Genomic DNA, 17,887 nt, shown 5'->3' with positions numbered 1-17,887 from the left:
TAATGCAACCGCTCAAATACCTTTTCGCCGGCGTTGCCAATACCGCTATTGGGTACGGTGTATTCCTGCTACTTGTTACATTACTTAATATGAGCCCGGCGTGTGCAAATACAATCGGTTACGGTGTTGCGCTGATTGCTGCATTTTTGCTCAACAAGGTTTTCGTATTCAACCAATCGACAACCAACCGTAGCACCATCCCGAAATTCATTGTCGCGTTTTGCATAGCATTTGCAGCCAATCAGCTAGTACTTCTCATCGGCTATCAGTGGCTTGGTATCAACCCAAAGATTGCGCAAATTTTCGCCATGATCACGTACACCGTTATTTTCTACATACTTAATAAAAAATTCGTTTTCTCAGAAAAAAAACAAGCCTCCAACTCCTGCCATTAATCACAGGAAAGTAAAGTGTCAAACGCATTGGTCGAAAAAATCCAGGAAATAGCTTTGCGCTTCCCTCCATTACTGTATGGACTGGCTATCGCGCTTTCTATTGTCATCGGCGGCGCACTCTTTATATCGAACAACACCACGCATCGAGCAGCGCTTCCACTCCAGGACAACTACATCCCGCAAATCAAAGCCAATTTCGACAAATGTGAAATCAATTCACTCTGGCTGTCAATCAGCGGATGGGCACTGCTGGATCTACCCGATAACACAATCAAGATCCACTTGTTCGCCACTGGGCCCGCAGGCGCAATAAAACTGACCACCCGCCGCCTGTACCGTAAAGATGTGAGTGATTTTTTGAAGATCAAAAGCGACTACCATCTGCACGGTTTTTCTGCCTCCGGCATTCGCTACAAGCTCCAGGAAAACTTTGGAACTTCAGTAAAACTTTACCTTGAAGACTCTAAAGGTGTCATGCATTACGGAGGTGAAAATGTCTGCTCTGCGAAATAATTCCAACACCTACAATCTGATTGGCTTTTGTTTCTTCCTGGTGTTGTTTTACGCCAGCCTGTTTTTCTCACTTGATATAAAAGTCTTCTCAGACGACGCCACATTCCTCGCTGCTGCGACGTCGGGCATGTCCCCATTGGATTATTTATCAGAACGCTATCACACATGGACGGGACGTATAGCCATTGAGGGGATCATGTTTATCACGATCGCCATCCCGACCCTGTGGAAGCTCGCGATCCCTACCTGCTTGCTACTGTGTGCCTATGCCACATGGAAATCGTTTTTTGCAGACAAGCTTCACTATTGCTATGGCATTCCTTTATGCCTGTTTTTTTTACTGCTAATCAATCACTCCATTCTCGACACTACCGCCTTCTACGTTACCGGTTTTTATAATTATCTCCTGCCTGTTTCTGCTGGCCTCTTTTCCTGTGCAGTGTTCGCGCGCCCGTCCGCCTTTTCGACGATAGAAAAGAATTTGGTCATTCCGCTTGCCTTTATCGCCTCGCAGTCAGAGCAGGTCGGTTTTTCGATGCTCGGCTTTTTTCTGGTCACTTTGCTCTGGGACAGAAATACAACGTTTGCTTACCGAGTCTGCCTGTTACTCGTGGCCCTGACGGGATTCGCAACGCTTGTCTCAGCGCCGGGAAACTATCTGAGACTGGCGTCAGAGATGCGCTATATGCCGGAGTTCGGCGACTACTCCTTCGTGCGAAAAGTGTTGACGGGCTTTGACGTTTTCAACGCGCACTACACGGACGCAAGCAACCTTTACCCAAAAATAATTGCCTTACTGCTGGCGCTTCTGACGCTGAATAAACAATTCGAGTTCAAGCGAACAGCATTTCTGCTTGCTATCGCAGGGGTTTTCCAAGGCAGTCTGTTTTCTTATCTGCTGAGCACTGCAAATAACGACTCATTTTCAATCCGGTATTTGAGTTCAGGCCTCGGCCTTGAATATTTTGCTTCCTATACGCTAACAATTCTTTCCCTTGTGAGTGCGACCTACATAATCAGACGCATTTTTTCATCCAATGCGAGCTTTTGCCTGGCTGTATTTTTACTTTTGTTGCACACAGCGTCGACTACGCTGGTTGGGCTTTCACCTACAGCCTATGAATCCGGTTTCCGGGTGTTGCTCGCAGGTGACGTTATCGGCCTCATGCTAATCTGCCTGTTACTCAAAGAAGCGATGCATCAACACGCCCTCATCGAGCCCCATAAGCTGTAGACGTGGAATACGTGACTCGCCAACAAAAAACCAGTCAATTCGACTGGTTTTTTTATATCTCCAAATCGAGCGAAATCCCCCCTGCCCTTTGGCAGATCCAAGCGCTCATGATGCATCTCAGGCCTTTCATCCAGATGGCCTTCTGAGTACTCGCGGGGCGAAAAAAAGCTACAGAGCGGGCGTCATACCGATTAAAATACGCGTTTTTTGTGCAGAAAACCCGATGACACTCGCGACGCGACAAAACACATGGTGTGAACCTTTCATCGCCCTCATGCTGGCGGCCGTGATCGTGCTCTTTGCGTTTCTCTGGCAGGGTCATACCGGGTTCAGTCTGTGGGATGAGGGTTTTCTCTGGTATGGCGCCCAACGTGTAATGCTTGGCGAAGTGCCAATCCAGGACTTCATGGCGTATGACCCTGGCCGATATTACTGGTCAGCGGCTTTCATGACAGCCGTTGGAAGCAGCGGCATCATGGCGCTTCGGCTGGCGATTGATTGCTTCCAGGTACTTGGAATATTTGTCGGGCTGTTACTTATCTCCCGAACAATGAAGCCTTACGCAAAATACTCACTTGGCTTTCTAGTCGTGGCTGGAATAATCCTTGCGCTCTGGATGTTTCCGCGACACAAAATATTCGACTTGTCCCTGTCGGTATTTCTTACAGGAACGTTGTCATTTCTGATAGCGAAGCCGAGCCATGGTCGATACTTCGTCGCTGGTCTATGTATCGGTCTGGTCGCGTTCTTTGGAAGAAACCACGGCCTTTACGGCATTGCCGGCAGTCTGGGATGCCTGATCTGGCTAAGTCTGAGCACCACGGGCGCAAGAGGTTTTATTCAGTCAGGCCTTTATTGGGGTCTGGGCGTAGTCGTCGGATTTTCGCCGATTTACATGATGGCATTGTTTATCCCAGGTTTTGGCACAGCATTTCTGGACAGTGTCCGGTTAATTTTCGAAATGAAAACAACCAATATTTCCTTACCTGTGCCGTGGCCCTGGAAAGTTGATTTCTCCTCAAATTCATTCGTCGAATCCGTACGCCAGGCACTTGTAGGAGTTTTCTTTATACTTCTACCCGCATTCGGATTGGGCTCGGTTTTGTGGGTAACGGTGCAACGGCTTCGAAAACTCTCGGTCCCTCCTGCCTTCGTAGCGTCTTCGTTTCTCACACTGCCCTACGCGCACTATGCTTACTCGCGCGCCGACATTGGTCACTTGGCCCAAGGCTTGTTCCCATTTCTGCTCGCCTGCCTGACCCTGATTTCTATTCAGACACCCCGTTTGAAATGGCCACTTGTCCTTACCTTGGCTGCTTCCAGCCTCTGGGTCATGTCAGCCTATCAGCCAGGCGCCCAGTGTCTCGATCAAGCCCGGTGCGTGAGCATTGATATATCGGACAGCTCGCTGAACGTTGACAACAACACCGCCAACGATATCGAACTACTCAGAACGTTGACTTCGACCTACGCGGTCAACGGGCAAAACATTCTGGTTACACCATTTTGGCCGGGAGCCTACGCACTGCTGAATAGAAAGGCGCCTATGTGGAGTATCTATGCTCTATGGCCACGCTCAGTCGAGTTTCAACGAGAAGAAATCTCCAGGATACAAGCGAGCGCTCCAGCCTTTGCTTTCGTTTTCGACTTCGCTCTGGATGGCAGGGATGATCTACGCTTCAAAAATACTTATCCGCTTATTTATAAGTACATAACCGACCACTTCGAGAAATTGCCGGACTCGCCTTCCCCAGCCTACGAAATTTATAAGGCCAGGAAGGAAAACCCATGAAAAAATTGCCCATTTGCAATCAAATCATGCCTCTTTTCAGTGGTAACTCTGGAAGGTCTGCGACACAACCAATAGATGCGAAAGTATTAACTAACGCACGCATACAGCTTGCCTGTCTTTATTACAGTGACTGCCCAGAGCCTCTGCAGTTATGGGAGGACTTCACCCATAATGGTTGGGTATTTGGCCTGCCTTTCAACTGCGACAGGGACGCTCACCGTTATACGAGGTATGTCCACCCATGAAACTCTCCATTGTCTCTACACTCTACCGATCCGCCCCCTTTCTGGAGGATTTCTATCAGCGTGTCACTTCGGCCGCGCGCCTGATGGCAGGTGATGACTACGAAATCATCTTCGTCAATGATGGTTCTCCCGACCACTCGCTGCAGGTGGCTCTTCAGTTGCAGAGCGGTGACGAGCACGTCCAGGTAGTGGACTTGTCGAGAAACTTTGGCCATCACGCCGCAATCGTCGCCGGACTGGAACATACCCGCGGCGGACATGTTTTTCTGCTTGACTGCGACCTTGAAGAACAGCCGGAGTGGTTGGCGTTGTTTGCCGAAAAAATGAAGGAAACCCAAGCCGACGTTGTTTATGGGATCCAACTTGAAAGAGTGTCATCACCAGTATCCAACTTTCTTGGACAGTCCTTCTGGTCAACGTTGAATATCATGTCGAATGTACGCATTCCGCATAACCCAATGACGTGCCGACTGATGACTCGCCAGTACGTCGACGCGCTTCTGAGCGTGGGCGACCGTGTGCTCTATCTTGCCGGTGTGTTTGCATGGGCAGGATTCACACAAACCCCCTTGTCGTTGACGAAAATACCGCGTCCGAAGATTCATAAGTCGACTTACAGCCTTTCTCGAAAACTGCTGCAAGTCGCCGACTCTTTTTCCTCCTTTAGCGTCGCACCACTGTCGCTGATATTTTCGACCGGTCTGATCATCTGGCTGGGGTCGTTGCTGTATGGCTTGTATCTGCTCATTCAAAAGCTGGTAAACCCTGACATCGTACTCTCGGGTTTCACGTCGATCATGTTGTCTCTATGGTTTTTGGGCGGCACCATCATTCTATTTCTCGGGATTCTAGGGCTCTATGTGGCGAAGATCTTCCATGAAGTAAAACGCCGCCCGCTTTATATTGTCCGAAACTTCCATAAAGGAAATCGTCATGACTAATCGCCTTGATACGTATCTGTCTGCTTATGGCAAAGGCTTCGGCTTCGAGTTCGACAATAATATTATGTTGAACTGGTATCCGGAGCGGATCATGCGCCTATGCAAAAGCTCGGATCGTTTGCTCGAACTGGGTATAGGCCATGGATACACCACACAGCGTTTTTCCAAGTTTTTCTCGCAACATGTGGTGGTAGATGGGTCGGCATCCGTTATCGAACAATTTCACCAGCAGTATCCGGACTGTAACGCAACGGTGGTGGAGTCCTACTTCGAGACGTTCGAGCCAGGTCAGCAGTTCGATGTGATTGTGCTGGGTTTTATCCTTGAGCACGTGAGTGATCCGGAAGCGATTCTCCAGCGTTTCAAGCAATTTCTTGCACCTGGCGGGCGCTGCTTTGTGTCGGTCCCCAACGGCGAATCATTGCACCGTCGCTTTGGTCATGCCGCCGGGCTGCTGGGGGATATGATGGCATTGGGTGAGGGTGACCTCGCACTTGGCCATGAGCGCCTCTATTCGGTAAACAGTCTCTCCTCCGCGCTTACATCCTGTGGCTACGATGTTGTTCGCAAGGAGGGTATTTTCCTGAAGCCGATGACCACCAGTCAATTATTGTCATTGCAGCTGGAGCCGGCAATTGTTCATGCCATGTGCGAGGTTGGGATCGACTACCCAGAACTCAGTTGTGGGTTGCTGTTTGAAGCCCAGGTAGAGACTCATTGAAAATTTTGATTGTCGGAAGCACTTCTGTCATTGGCAGAGCACTCGCAGAGTTCCTGACGTCCCAAGGGGTGGAGGTCAAGCTGGCAGGACGTCGCGACGCAGATATCTTTTTCGATTTGAGTGTGCTGGACTCCCCACCGGCAATCAACGAACAATTTGATGCCGTTGTGCATGTCGCTGCCGATTTCGGCGGCTCGACTGACCAAGACTATATCCGTGCCGAAATGGTCAACGCATCAGGCACCTTTTCGGCCTGCTCGTTAGCCCACAGCGTGAAGGCCAGGCACTTTGTTTTGCTGTCCTCTGTATTTTCCACTTATTCCTCGCGGGACCCCTACTACGGCATTTATGCGCTGACTAAACGGCACAGCGAGGAAGCCGCTCAATATTACTGCGCTGAGCGAGGAATGGATTTAACTGTACTGCGGCCGTCGCAAGTCTACGATGACGCAGCACTCTGCCGGCCACATCAAGAGTTCTTGTATTTGATTGCTGACAAGGCTCAGGCAGGCCAATCCGTAGAGGTGTATGGCTCGCACGATGCCCTGCGCAACTACATTCACCTGTCGGACCTTACAGAAATCATCAAGCGGGTATTGCAGGAACGCCTGGCAGGCGTGTTTACCTGCGCGAATACGCAGTCTGTAAAGCTGAGTGAAATGGCAGGTGCCGCCTATCGTGCGTTTGATACAGCAGATAAGGGAAACGTCGTATTCTGGCCTGATAGACAGGACCTGCTCGACTTACCTCCTATTCATGACTTCGACTTGTATTCCAGGATTCAATACCAACCTCGCGTTGGCATAGAGGAAGGTTACAGACGCATCAAGCTTCACAGGGAGACTTACTCTTGACGACTGTCATGATCACCGGCGTCGGCGCAATCATGGGCTATGGAATGCTTCGCTCTTTAAGGGCCTCGCACCCGCAAATGCGCCTGGTGGGCACGGATATATATCCCACCGCGGTAGGCCAAGCCTGGTGCGATGCATTTGAACGGGCGCCGCTCACCAATAGCCCGGACTACCTGCAGTGGATGGGAGAGATCATTGAGCGCCACAGGGTTGATCTGGTGGTTCCCGGCATCGAACAAGACGTCCACCGATTGTCCGACGAACGCGAAAAAATCGCCGAATTCAACTGCCAGTTCGTACTCAACAATCAAAAACTTATCGACCTGTCGCGCGACAAGTGGGCGATGCATCAGGCACTGCTGGACTTGAAGGATCCCTCAAGAATTCCGAGCTACATCGCCGGGAATTATCCAGATCTGTGCGCGTTGCTGGAGGTACCTTTCATTTTGAAACCTCGCCGCAGTTATGCTTCCAAGGGCTTGGTAAGGGTTAGAGATGAAACTGATTTCAAGGCGCATAGCGCTCTGCTGGGTGAGCATGTTCTGGCACAGCCGCTGATAGGCACGGATGACGACGAGTTTACTGTCGGCGTATTTGGCGACGGCTCCGGAAGTGTATGCGCGTCGATCAGCATGCAACGTTACCTATCAAAGGAAGGTGCGACAGCCACCGCCAGAATTGTACAAATTGACAGTCTGGATGAGGTTGTAGAGCGCCTCTGCATGCTGTTCAAGCCGATCGGCCCGACAAATTTACAGTTCCGGCGGGATGGTATCGAGTGGAAGCTTCTGGAAATCAACCCCAGAGTGTCCTCTACCAGTTCCATTCGGACTGCGTTTGGCTATAACGAAGCCGCCATGTGCGTTGATTTCTATCTGAACGGCATGACTCCCGCGCAACCCTCCATCAGGACGGGATTCGCAACGCGATTCATTGAGGACTATGTGGTTTATGATCGGGATCATTTCTGACATCCATGGCAACCATGTTGCCCTTGCAGCGGTGCTTGCGCGCCTGGATGAGATGGACGTATCAGAAATCATTTGTCTGGGTGATGTCGGCGGCTACTATTGCGAAATAAACGAATGCTGCGAAACATTACAAGCGCGAAAAATCTTCACGCTGATGGGAAATCATGATTGGTATCTCGCCACGGGCGAGAGTTGCCCTCGGTCCAACAGTGTGAATGTCTGTCTGGACTACCAGCGAAGTGTAATCAGCGATACCAATAAAGAGTGGTTACAGTCGTTGAAGCCTAAAGCCTGCATTAACGACTTGAACATTGTGCACGGTGGATGGATAGATCCCCTCGATGAATACATGGTACCCAGTACCGAGTACTTTTCTCGTCATGAAGGACGGTACTTTGCTTCAGGCCATACCCATGTTCCATGCCTCTGGACCGGAGACGATAAAGCCTATTGCAATCCAGGTTCAGTGGGGCAACCGCGCGACGGAGACCCACGAGCGTCGTTTGCGATACTCAACCGTAGCGGCTTTGAACTGCATCGAGTCGAATATGACATTGGAAAAATACAGAACAAAATGAAAATGGCCGGCTTCACCCCTTATTTTTATGAAAACCTGACTATTGGCTCGCGCATCGGTGGGAAGATTGACTCTCTGGAAGGATTGATTTGATGGGCCGTCTGGTTGACTACCTCTATATCCTCGCCACCATCGGATTCACCGTCTATGGGCAACTGATACTTAAATGGCGAATCGGCAAATTTGGCGCACTGCCATCGGAGTCATTTGAAAAACTCAAGTTCGTCATCCTGCTGTTATTTGACCCGATTATTTTCTCCGGCTTTATTGCCGCATTTCTAGCATCGCTGGCCTGGATGGCCGCCATGACCAAGTTTGACTTGAGCCATGCCTACCCCTTCATGAGCTTAAACTTCGTTGTCGTATTATTTCTAAGCGGCTGGTTGTTAAGTGAGCCGATTTCCATACAGAAAATATTAGGCATTGCCCTTATCGTGCTTGGAACGGTCATCGCCGCCAGGGGCTGATCGCCAGCCGATCCAGTACCGCCTTAAACCAGACGTCTCGCAACGATCATCACTAACGATCCGTTGTTGAAGGAGAAAACAAGAATGAGTGATCGCATCCAGTTCAACTGGCCTCATATGACAGGGAAAGAGCTGTATTACATAGCCGAAGCCCATTTCAACGGTCGATTGGCGGGTGACGGACCGTTCACCAAACGCTGCCATCGCTGGCTGGAAGAGCGTACAAAATGCAGCACCGCCCTGCTGACTCACTCATGTACCGCGGCACTGGAAATGTCCGCCTTGCTCCTGGATATACAGCCCGGCGATGAAATCATCATGCCGTCGTATACCTTTGTTTCAACTGCAAATGCATTTGTTTTACGTGGCGGAGTTCCCGTATTCATCGATATCCGGGAAGACACGCTCAATATGGATGAGCGTCTGATCGAGGCGGCGATAACACCCCGCACCCGGGCAATCGCGCCGGTGCACTACGCCGGAGTCGCCTGTGAAATGGATACAATCATGTCCATTGCCAGACGCCATCAGTTAATGGTCGTTGAAGACGCAGCGCAAGGCGTGATGGCCAGTTATAAAGGCCAGTCGCTGGGAAGCATTGGTGATCTGGGAGCCTACAGCTTCCACGAAACAAAAAATGTGATCTCCGGTGAAGGCGGCGCACTCCTGGTCAACGATCCTGAGTTGTCGCTGCGTGCCGAAATCATTCGGGAAAAGGGTACGGATCGCAGTCGTTTCTTTCGTGGCGAGGTCGATAAATACACTTGGCAGGAAGTCGGCTCGTCTTTCCTGCCTGGCGAGTTGATCGCCGCTTTTCTTTGGGCGCAATTGGAGGAGGCCGATCGCATAACTCAGGAGCGCCTGAACAGTTGGCAGAAGTATCATGAGCTGTTGGAGCCATTGGAGGCTGCGGGTATCCTGCGACGGCCGATTATTCCGGCAGATTGCGAGCACAATGCACATATGTATTACGTATTGCTGGCCCCGAGTATTGACCGTCAGGCAGTTCTCGAAGAGCTGAAACGCCACGATATCTGGTCAGTGTTCCACTACGTCCCTTTGCACTCGTCGCCGGCCGGGAAACGTTATGGTAGAGCCAGCGGCAACCTTGAGGTTACCGATCGCCAATCCGAGCGATTGATTCGATTGCCGCTCTGGGTGGGTTTGACTGAAAGCCAGCAGGAGCGAGTGGTGGATGTATTGAAGAAAGCCATCAGTTGCTAACGCGGTTCAACACTGAAAAACCTCGCTCCCTCAGAGAAATAGTATGTCCCGCATCAGTAGTAACACATTTGAAAAGTACAATAGCTTTGACTGGCTACGGACTTTTTTTGCCATTCAAGTGGTTGCCATTCATACCGGTATCGCGTCTTCGGTATTCATCAACCCCGTACCGGCGTTTATTGCAATCAGTGGCTTCGTTGTGTTCGCCAGTCTTGAACGTCGCCCCGCCCTCCACTTCTTCATCAGCAGAGCACTTCGCGTTCTTCCGCTGCTCTTTGTCTCTTTCATTGCCGTCGCGCTGATCTGGGATAGCCAGGAAATGTTCAGGACTATTCTCTACTGGTTGTGGCCATTCGGCACACCACCGGAGAACGCCGTCGTCTGGTCTCTGATGTATGAGGAAGTGCTTTATGTAGCGCTTTTTATCGCGGTATCTTGCGGCCTTTACAGAATAAAATACCTGCCAATGGTTCTCTGCGCACTGTGTATTGCCGCATCGATCTATCTCCCGAAATCGTTTATAACGATGTGGGCTTTGTTGGCAGGATCCTTCCTCCTCGGCAATATCGCCTACAAATACAAAGAGCTGATAAAGGAAAAAGTCAGTCCGGTCCTCGCCACGCTTGTATTTCTTGCCGCTATCGCCGCTTCGTTCAACGAGCCGTATAACGCAGTCGTTCGCCAGAGTTCGTTGTATATCGACTTTTTCTCTTTTGCGGCAATGTTGGTATTTGCTATTGCCGGCCCTAAGTTTCCGGAGCTGAAGATCGACATCAGCTATTCACTTTATCTGACGCACTGCCTGGTCAGAGCTTTTCTTCTGGGGCTCATTCCCTTGGGCTTCAAACTGTTCTGGTTCGTTCTTCTGGCGTCAATTCCCATCTGCCTTGCCTGCTGGTTCATCATTGAAAAACCGGCCTTGAAACTGAAAGGCAAACTTCTTAAGCGCCCGGAATCGGTCAAATTGACTGATCAAGAACAAACGATCCCGGTTAAATAGCCTCCCATGAAAAAAGGGCCCTTTCGGGCCCTTTTTCATGGAAAACTCAACGCCTAACGAAGCTGATCGGATAGTCGCACCGCCAGCGCCTTCGCGTGTTGCCGTAATTCCGGGACCGCTGTGGCTTCCCAAAAGTCGGCTTTGAGCATCGGTCCTATGTAATGCAACCAGGGAACAGCATTGCCGTTAGCATTGATGACCGATAGTTGATCGTCAACGCTTAGCCCAAGCCCGAGAGGATCGAGCTTTACCAGTCCGTCCACTCTGAGTTGAGTGATCAACGCATCATTCACACGACTCAAATTTGTATTGGGGCCCGTGCAGTTGATAACCCGGCCGACGGTGATTTCTTCCAAACGGCCTGTAGCCCGTAGCTGAAGCTTAACTGTCAGGCTATTGGTATGGCGAGTGACGCTCTTTATGCGACCCGCCATAGAATGAATTTGCCCGGCTGCCTGAGCCTCATCGAAACGCTGATAAGCTGCCGGCGCCACCCGATGCCGGTGAACATCCCAATAAGGCTGAACATGGCGCAGGAAACGGCGACGCTCAATATTCGGCAGGCGAATCCACAAGTCCGGTGTAATCGAACGCAACAATGCCAACGCGTCACGCCAGTCCAGGCCGTGTGCTTGCGAGGTCGCAATTTCCTGGCGAATCAACCGCATGTATCCAGCTACCGTAGGAGGCAACTGCAGGAGTTTTTCAACAATATTGAGCGGCACTTCCAGAGCCGAACGCTGCGCGCGGTGAGGCAAGGGCTGCAGCCCGCGCCTGGAAACCATGTGAATGGGGCCACGATGACCTTGCTGCAACAATCCCAATGCAACATCGAGCGCTGTCAATCCGGTACCCACCAACAACACCGGACTATCCAATCCACCGGATGAGGCCGCAACGCCGGACCATGGGTCTGCCTGGTATTGCTCAACTCCCAACGATGAGTTGAATCCCGGTGGGTCAAGCGGAGAAAAATTACCGAAGGCTAGAACAACTTGATCCGCAATGATCTGCTGTCCGTTGGCCAGTTTTACAATGGCGCCGGCACCATGCGGGTTCAGGCTATCAACTTCCGAAATCACGCGCTCCAGCTCTACATCGCCGAAACCATGGCGCTCAGCCTCATCCAGAACCGAAGCCAGATAATCGCCATACATCTTGCGTGGAACGAAAGAGGATGCGGAGTAAGCAGAATCCCGAGCTTGGCAAAAACGCAAAAAGTGCTCTGGTTCATCAACATAAGCACTCATGTTGCCCGCAGGCACATTCAGCAGATGCAGTGGGCTGTTCGTGCCGTAAGCGAGTCCGCGAGCCATTGCGCCAGAACGATTAATCAAAACAATGCGGACATCCGGGGAGCCCTGCCGCAGTAATTGCGCGGCGGTCACCGCTCCACTGAAACCGGCTCCGATGATGACGACCGTTTTCATTGGATGAACCTGTTATCCAAGTAATCCACAACTCGGGCAATGCACGCCGCCAGGTCTTCCTCAACTGTATTGATACGAATATCGGCAGCCGTAGGTGCCTCGTAGGCCGAATCAATTCCAGTGAAGTTCTTGATTTCTCCGGCCCGGGCTTTGCCATAAAGCCCTTTAGGATCGCGTCGCTCACACTCTTCAAGCGATGTGTCGATGAAAACCTCAACAAACTCGCCGCTGCCGATCACGTCGCGCGCCATGGCGCGATCGCGGTGGAAAGGCGAGATAAAAGCAGTAATCACGATCAAACCTGCGTCGACGAGCAACTTGGAAACTTCCGCTACTCGGCGAATATTTTCCACACGATCGGCATCCTTGAAGCCAAGATCCTTGCACAAACCCATCCGCAAGTTGTCACCATCCAGCAGGAACGTATGCCGCCCCTTGGCGACCAGCGCCTGCTCAAGTGCGTTGGCAATCGTCGACTTTCCGGCGCCGCTCAATCCCGTGAGCCAAATCACTGCAGGCTTTTGCCCCTTCACCTGGGCTCTTGCCGAGGCGCTGACAGCAGTAGCGTGAAAAACCAGATCCTTACTCATTCGATTAACCTTATTCCAATCAGACGATCAAGGCCCGCCAGCGAACTGGCGGGCCTCCTGCACTACACGTGGGGCAGTAGACGATCACGCAAGGCCTTGATGCGGGCCTCGCAAATGCGATAAGACTCACTACTGAGCAAGTCGAGACGCTGTTGCTCGTCAGTCAGTGCAAGCGTATGCGTGTCGCAGCCAATTCGGTGAATGTAATCACCGATAAAGTCACACGTGCGCAGCGACGCCCAATCGGTGCCGTCGCGAGTAAACAACTGCATCGTCAGATAGTAGTCTTCCATGTACTTCATATCATCGAAGTAGGTGATGGCTTGCAGATCGCACTGATCCAGATCCAACAGGAAACTGTGCAGCGGTGCATGGTTATGCTCGATGAAATCGCGATAGGTTTCACCGTAGTCATAAATTTTGTCGCGCTTGACAATGCAACCGGTCGCCGAATCCACCATGGTGGAGTAAACCCGCGCAAAGGTTGCGTTCTTGCCGCTGGACTTGAGCTGCTCGATCTGTGAGCTGTAAGCCCACGGAAACAACATGTCGTCGTAATCAAGAAATGCCGCATAACCACTGCCAATAGCTTTCAGTGCATCGTTCAGCATCAGCGAACGCAGATCCGGGGCTTGCTCTGTCGAGAAGTAACGACGAATCAGCGGCGCGCAATGCTCGCTCCACGGCAGTTGATCGAGTTGCGCCTGCAGTAGCGCAATTTCTTCGTCATCCATGTCCTGAATAGCCAGCACCGGCAGCACTCGGCAACCGGACTGGGCAACCAACGACAGTAGCGCATTGATCAGCGAAGCGCGGTCGCCACGACGGTGATAACGCACGATAGTCGATACCGTATCGAGCGCTGCGCCCTGGACGCCGCTCTCCGGCAGAAGACGGAAACAGGCGGCCTCACAGCATACTTTGTAACCGACTGCCGGAGACGCCAGTTGCAATTCCATGCAAGCCACCTGACTTGCATCGATGCTGAGGTTGACAGTCCCCTCCCCCTGCACGAACAGCGGATCATTTCGCACACTGGCCGACACCGAATAGCCCTTGTGTCGTTTCGCCATTCTCAGCAACGACTCGATGGCTGTCGCAGGAAACAGGCAGATGTCACTGAACACCAACGTGAACTCAGCATCAGCGGGCTGGTGGCCGTGAGTATTCACGCCTTGCGCCTGCAACACCTGCTGGAGCTGGGCATTGTCGGCGGTGACGGAGCAGTTGTGCAGCACGCTCGAACTGGCCAGGCAAGCAAGGAACTTGCGAGCCGATTCCGGCTCGGCGTCCAGACGAGCCTGGGCCTCGGGTGTCAAAGCCACGTTGAGCTTCAAATCGGTGGCAGGAACACAATGGCTGATCGCTGCAAACGGCTGACCGGACAACGCGCGACCGATGGAATTGAGGTAGCCGTAACCGAAGCGCGTATCCGGTTCAAGGTGTGCGCCTTCGGCCCATTCATTCCACGCGTTGACGACAACATATCGACGATCTTCCGCCAGGTTTTGCTCGGAATAGTCGACCAAAAACTCCATCCACGTCTGGAATTTTTCGGTGGTGAAGTTGTTCAGCACATAGGCTCTGTTGCCGTAACGAGCGGTGTTATCCCACGTCGGAACCAAAGACCGGAACAGGGTGAAATCCTTGCCCAGATCTTGTGCCATGTAATGGTCGGCAACTTCACCGTAGTTAAGGACGTTACCTTCCAGAGGCCAGTACGGACGCAACTGGTTGCGAGTATCTGGTACAGCGTCAGCCGTCCAGTCGTGCAGCACCCGCTCAACCGCAGCATCCATCCCGTGGTCTTGGGGCTGCGTCGCACCACGCGTCAATGTCGCCACCATGTAAGGCGCCTTCAGGCCGGCGCTCTCACACTCTTCGCGCCAGACTTCCAGGTATTCTTCGATATGCTCGATCGACGACGGACGATACACATGCAGCATCGGACGCCCGTCTACTTTGATGTAGCGCTCGTCTTTGAAGAACGGAATGAGATAGCGAATGAAGCCACGCGCATCTTCTTTCGAGTAAACCTGACCGAGCAGAATTTCCTGCTCGTTGCCATCCCAACGGCGAGTCCAGTTTTCATTCGCCCAGCAAAAGGCAAACGGCATGTTGATCTCGGGATTGGCCACCAGCATCTGCGCTGGCTTCTCAAGGATCATTCGGCCGGTGAACCAGTAATGATAGAAAATCAGGCCATGAACACCGGACTTTTGCATCATTTCAGCCTGTTGCTGCAACTGCGCCGGGCCGTCGAGGTGGTAGTACCCGATGTCCTCGTGCGGAACGTGTTGCTGATAATGGCCAAAGAACAGCGGATTGGCCGAACGAACTTTGTGCCACTCGGTAAACCCGGTTCCGTGCCATTCGTCATTTTCAGGCGTTGGGTGGAACTGAGGCAGGTAGTACGCTAGTACTTTGACCGTATCGTGTTTGATGCTGGCCGAGTAATCAACCTGCGGCTCGTAGTAGTCGCGCGGCTCGTGAGAAATCTGCGGCGCTTCCAACTGGTAATTACGCCCTTCACTGATTGTTGTATTAACCAGCACCAAGCGCTGCAGCGTACGGCTCAACATGTCCGGCGCAACAGCGTCGCCGGCATTTGCGAAATGCTCAAACTGCAACGGCAGTTGTAACAGATCACTGATCGTGCCGACCCGCGCCCAGAACAGACCCGCACGTGGGAATTGCGCGCCAGGGAAACTCTTGGCGTCCACTTCCGTGTACTTTTCCAGAACCGTGGCAATCACGTTTCCGGCATCACTCCAGCCAGCCTGATGGTAGTCCGCAGACTCAGCTCGGATGTCGACGGGATAAACCACTTTCGCGTCGCCACCGAGCAATTGCAGAATCTGCCCGACATTGGCAGGCGAGCCGCAGAGGAGATCAAGACGCTCTTTGACACCCGAACCGTCGTCGCTGCCGGCTTCGTCATGCAAGTGCGCGACAACGTCGTATTCCTTGAGGCGATCACCGAACTGGACAATCAGCGATGCAATAGCGCCGGCGTGTTCAGGGACGACATCAACAACCAATTGGCGCAACAGAGGCACGGCAGCGCGCAGCGGTTTATCGTCAAACCTGGAATTGTCACTGCCAGTGCGGGACACATACAAATCGAACTCGACAGGGATATTCTTGAGGTATCCCAGCCAGTCCCCGGACATTTGCTCACTGCTCAAATGAAGGTGAACGGCAACCATTGCGGGAGCAGTTTTTGGAGCCTCGGGGAGATAAGGGTCCAGATAGTAAGGCACGACTTTCAGTACTTCGTACTCAGTCAATGCAGCATCGCCAAGTTGTTTGGAGACCTGGCTCAGGGCAAGTCGCTTCTGACTGCGCTTGAGCTTGCGGGCAGCAATCGCCAAGGCATGACGCAATCCACCACGTCGTGCTTCACGGACAAAGCGCCCCAGTAACTCCGGCTGTTGCGAAACCAGATTCAACAACTGCACGACAACGCGGTGGCGGCTGACCGTACGGGAAAGGTGGTAGTTACGACCTTTGACATCGTAAATCGACCGCCCCTCATAATATCCGTGGCGCAGGTAGTGGATCAGCGGGTTGACACGTCGCAGTCGTACATCCGGATAGTGATCCAGATACCCCTTGGTGGAAAAACCTGCCGAAGGATCACGACCTTCGCGCCAACCTTGCTCCAGATAGTGCTGCAAAGGATTAACACCTGCGGCACGAACGTCTTCGTAGGTGCTCAGATAATAATCGGCATCAAACAGCTCGCTCTCGGCGGGATTATCACCTCGATACCGCAAGCCGAATCGCTCGGCAATATGCGAAACCAGTGACTTGAGCAAAAACCGCCCGGAAGCATGACGACGCAAGTCAGCTTCAAGACTATGCACCGATCCCTCTGACTCGGAAAGCTTCGATGTCAAAGAGTCATATTGAGTCTCAAGCCAGCGTCGATGCTCGCTCAACTTGGAATAATCAGATTTTAACTCTGCGTGGCTCGTTTCAAGCTTGCTGTGATCAGCTTCCAAAGCCTCGAGACTTTTGCCTTTCAAGCTCAGTTGCGCATTCAGTTCCGTATTGCTTACATCGAAATGACGCATGAGGCGATACGCCGGCAAGCGCTCGATCATTGCTTGATAGAGTTCGTTGACTGTATCGACAACGGCTTGATCATCTGCGCGTTCATCGCGCGACAGTTGCAAAAGCACAAGACTGAGACTCAAGACATCGGCAGGAACGCTGGCATCCTTGCTGAGCTCATCCAGCGTAAAGCTGTTGTGTTGCAGCGAGTGCTGGAGAAACTTGTTCTGATATTCCTGGAACTCCGGCCCTTGCGGATCGAATGGCAAATCCAGCGACTCGGAAATACGGCGCAACTGCTGCTCAGGTGCCTGAAGCATCAGCTCGTAGTTGACAAAAACCCGCGAAGCACCCTGGCTGTACTTCAAGCTGAACAGCATGTGCTCCAGCCAGAGAAAGTAGCCCTTCTCCACTTCGAACTCATTGCGCTTGACCAACGAGTAAGCCACATTCTTGGGATTACGGAAGGCGACAACGTAGCTGACTTTCAGACCCAGCTCGGCAAAGATTTCCTGCCAGAACGGCAACAGTCTGGCCATGCGCGGGTCTTTTACGCCGAAACACTTGATGTGAGCGACTTTCTCACGCAGATGCTCGATGGCACGAATCTTATGGCTTTGGGTGATGGGCAAGCTCAGCTCTTCAGGGCTGATTGGCACCAGGCTATCCCAGGCGTGGCCCAACGCGGCCAATAACTCTTCGTTGTACGCAGTGATCGTTGCGTCTTCAAAGAAGCCTTTTTCATTATTGCCCGATTCGGCAGGCAACAGATTGTCGCCCAAGTCGACGCCAAGGACTTTTAAACCACGCGTAATGGCACTCGTACCGCTTCGGTGCATGCCCAGAACGACGACTATTTGTTTATGATCCATAA

Annotated in this window: 15 protein-coding genes; 12 read left to right on the top strand and 3 right to left on the bottom strand. The window is 52.1% G+C overall.

Annotated features, from left to right (window positions below):
• Window positions 1-2: 2 nt before the first annotated feature.
• The 12 genes from EJA70_RS28815 to EJA70_RS28760 all read left to right on the top strand — a co-directional run bounded on the left by EJA70_RS28815 (window position 3) and on the right by EJA70_RS28760 (window position 10,934).
• Window positions 3-395 carry a GtrA family protein gene (locus EJA70_RS28815; RefSeq protein WP_158835796.1) on the top strand — a complete coding sequence of 131 codons (393 nt, stop codon included), beginning with the start codon at window positions 3-5 and terminating at the stop codon, window positions 393-395.
• A 15-nt stretch (window positions 396-410) separates the two neighbouring features.
• Window positions 411-908 carry a hypothetical protein gene (locus EJA70_RS28810; protein WP_158835793.1) on the top strand — a complete coding sequence of 166 codons (498 nt, stop codon included), beginning with the start codon at window positions 411-413 and terminating at the stop codon, window positions 906-908.
• Window positions 889-2,142 carry a DUF6056 family protein gene (locus tag EJA70_RS28805; protein WP_158835790.1) on the top strand — a complete coding sequence of 418 codons (1,254 nt, stop codon included), beginning with the start codon at window positions 889-891 and terminating at the stop codon, window positions 2,140-2,142. The genes EJA70_RS28810 and EJA70_RS28805 overlap by 20 nt, the downstream gene beginning before the upstream one ends.
• A 223-nt stretch (window positions 2,143-2,365) precedes the next feature.
• Window positions 2,366-3,934, top strand: coding sequence for a hypothetical protein (locus tag EJA70_RS28800; protein ID WP_256677762.1), 1,569 nt, complete (start codon window positions 2,366-2,368; stop codon window positions 3,932-3,934).
• Between the two features lie 241 nt (window positions 3,935-4,175).
• Window positions 4,176-5,120 (top strand): glycosyltransferase family 2 protein, encoded by a 945-nt coding sequence (locus EJA70_RS28795; RefSeq protein ID WP_158835787.1) that lies wholly within the window; start codon window positions 4,176-4,178, stop codon window positions 5,118-5,120.
• Window positions 5,113-5,841, top strand: a complete 729-nt coding sequence (locus EJA70_RS28790) for a bifunctional 2-polyprenyl-6-hydroxyphenol methylase/3-demethylubiquinol 3-O-methyltransferase UbiG (RefSeq protein WP_008079811.1) — start codon at window positions 5,113-5,115, stop codon at window positions 5,839-5,841. The genes EJA70_RS28795 and EJA70_RS28790 overlap by 8 nt, the downstream gene beginning before the upstream one ends.
• Entirely contained in the window at window positions 5,838-6,695 is an 858-nt protein-coding gene (locus EJA70_RS28785; RefSeq protein ID WP_158835784.1) for an NAD(P)-dependent oxidoreductase, read from the top strand. Before EJA70_RS28790 ends, EJA70_RS28785 begins: the two co-directional genes overlap by 4 nt.
• Window positions 6,692-7,666, top strand: a complete 975-nt coding sequence (locus EJA70_RS28780) for an ATP-grasp domain-containing protein (RefSeq protein ID WP_158835782.1) — start codon at window positions 6,692-6,694, stop codon at window positions 7,664-7,666. The genes EJA70_RS28785 and EJA70_RS28780 overlap by 4 nt, the downstream gene beginning before the upstream one ends.
• A complete protein-coding gene (locus EJA70_RS28775) occupies window positions 7,647-8,336 on the top strand; it encodes a metallophosphoesterase (protein ID WP_158835779.1) in 690 nt (229 codons plus the stop codon). The genes EJA70_RS28780 and EJA70_RS28775 overlap by 20 nt, the downstream gene beginning before the upstream one ends.
• Window positions 8,336-8,710: an EamA family transporter gene (locus tag EJA70_RS28770; RefSeq protein ID WP_008079805.1), complete on the top strand. Its 375-nt coding sequence runs from the start codon at window positions 8,336-8,338 to the stop codon at window positions 8,708-8,710. Before EJA70_RS28775 ends, EJA70_RS28770 begins: the two co-directional genes overlap by 1 nt.
• An 84-nt stretch (window positions 8,711-8,794) precedes the next feature.
• A complete protein-coding gene (rffA, locus tag EJA70_RS28765) occupies window positions 8,795-9,934 on the top strand; it encodes a dTDP-4-amino-4,6-dideoxygalactose transaminase (RefSeq protein ID WP_158835776.1) in 1,140 nt (379 codons plus the stop codon).
• Window positions 9,935-9,977: 43 nt separating this feature from the next.
• The gene (locus tag EJA70_RS28760) at window positions 9,978-10,934 is read left to right on the top strand and encodes an acyltransferase (protein ID WP_158835773.1); all 957 of its coding nucleotides are present in this window, start codon (window positions 9,978-9,980) and stop codon (window positions 10,932-10,934) included.
• A 53-nt stretch (window positions 10,935-10,987) separates the two neighbouring features.
• Here the strand turns inward: EJA70_RS28760 and EJA70_RS28755 are convergent, their stop codons facing one another.
• The 3 genes from EJA70_RS28755 to EJA70_RS28745 form a co-directional block, all read right to left on the bottom strand.
• Complete coding sequence (locus EJA70_RS28755) at window positions 10,988-12,364, bottom strand: FAD/NAD(P)-binding protein (RefSeq protein ID WP_158835770.1); 1,377 nt, start codon at window positions 12,362-12,364, stop codon at window positions 10,988-10,990.
• Window positions 12,361-12,954 carry an adenylyl-sulfate kinase gene (gene cysC, locus EJA70_RS28750; RefSeq protein ID WP_158835768.1) on the bottom strand — a complete coding sequence of 198 codons (594 nt, stop codon included), beginning with the start codon at window positions 12,952-12,954 and terminating at the stop codon, window positions 12,361-12,363. Before cysC ends, EJA70_RS28755 begins: the two co-directional genes overlap by 4 nt.
• Window positions 12,955-13,016: 62 nt before the next feature.
• A complete protein-coding gene (locus EJA70_RS28745) occupies window positions 13,017-17,885 on the bottom strand; it encodes a glycoside hydrolase family 99-like domain-containing protein (protein WP_158835765.1) in 4,869 nt (1,622 codons plus the stop codon).
• Window positions 17,886-17,887: the final 2 nt, after the last annotated feature.

This window comes from Pseudomonas sp. PB103, from assembly GCF_009764635.1.
Lineage (GTDB): Bacteria > Pseudomonadota > Gammaproteobacteria > Pseudomonadales > Pseudomonadaceae > Aquipseudomonas.
This window is presented reverse-complemented; position numbering and strand designations above follow the sequence as displayed.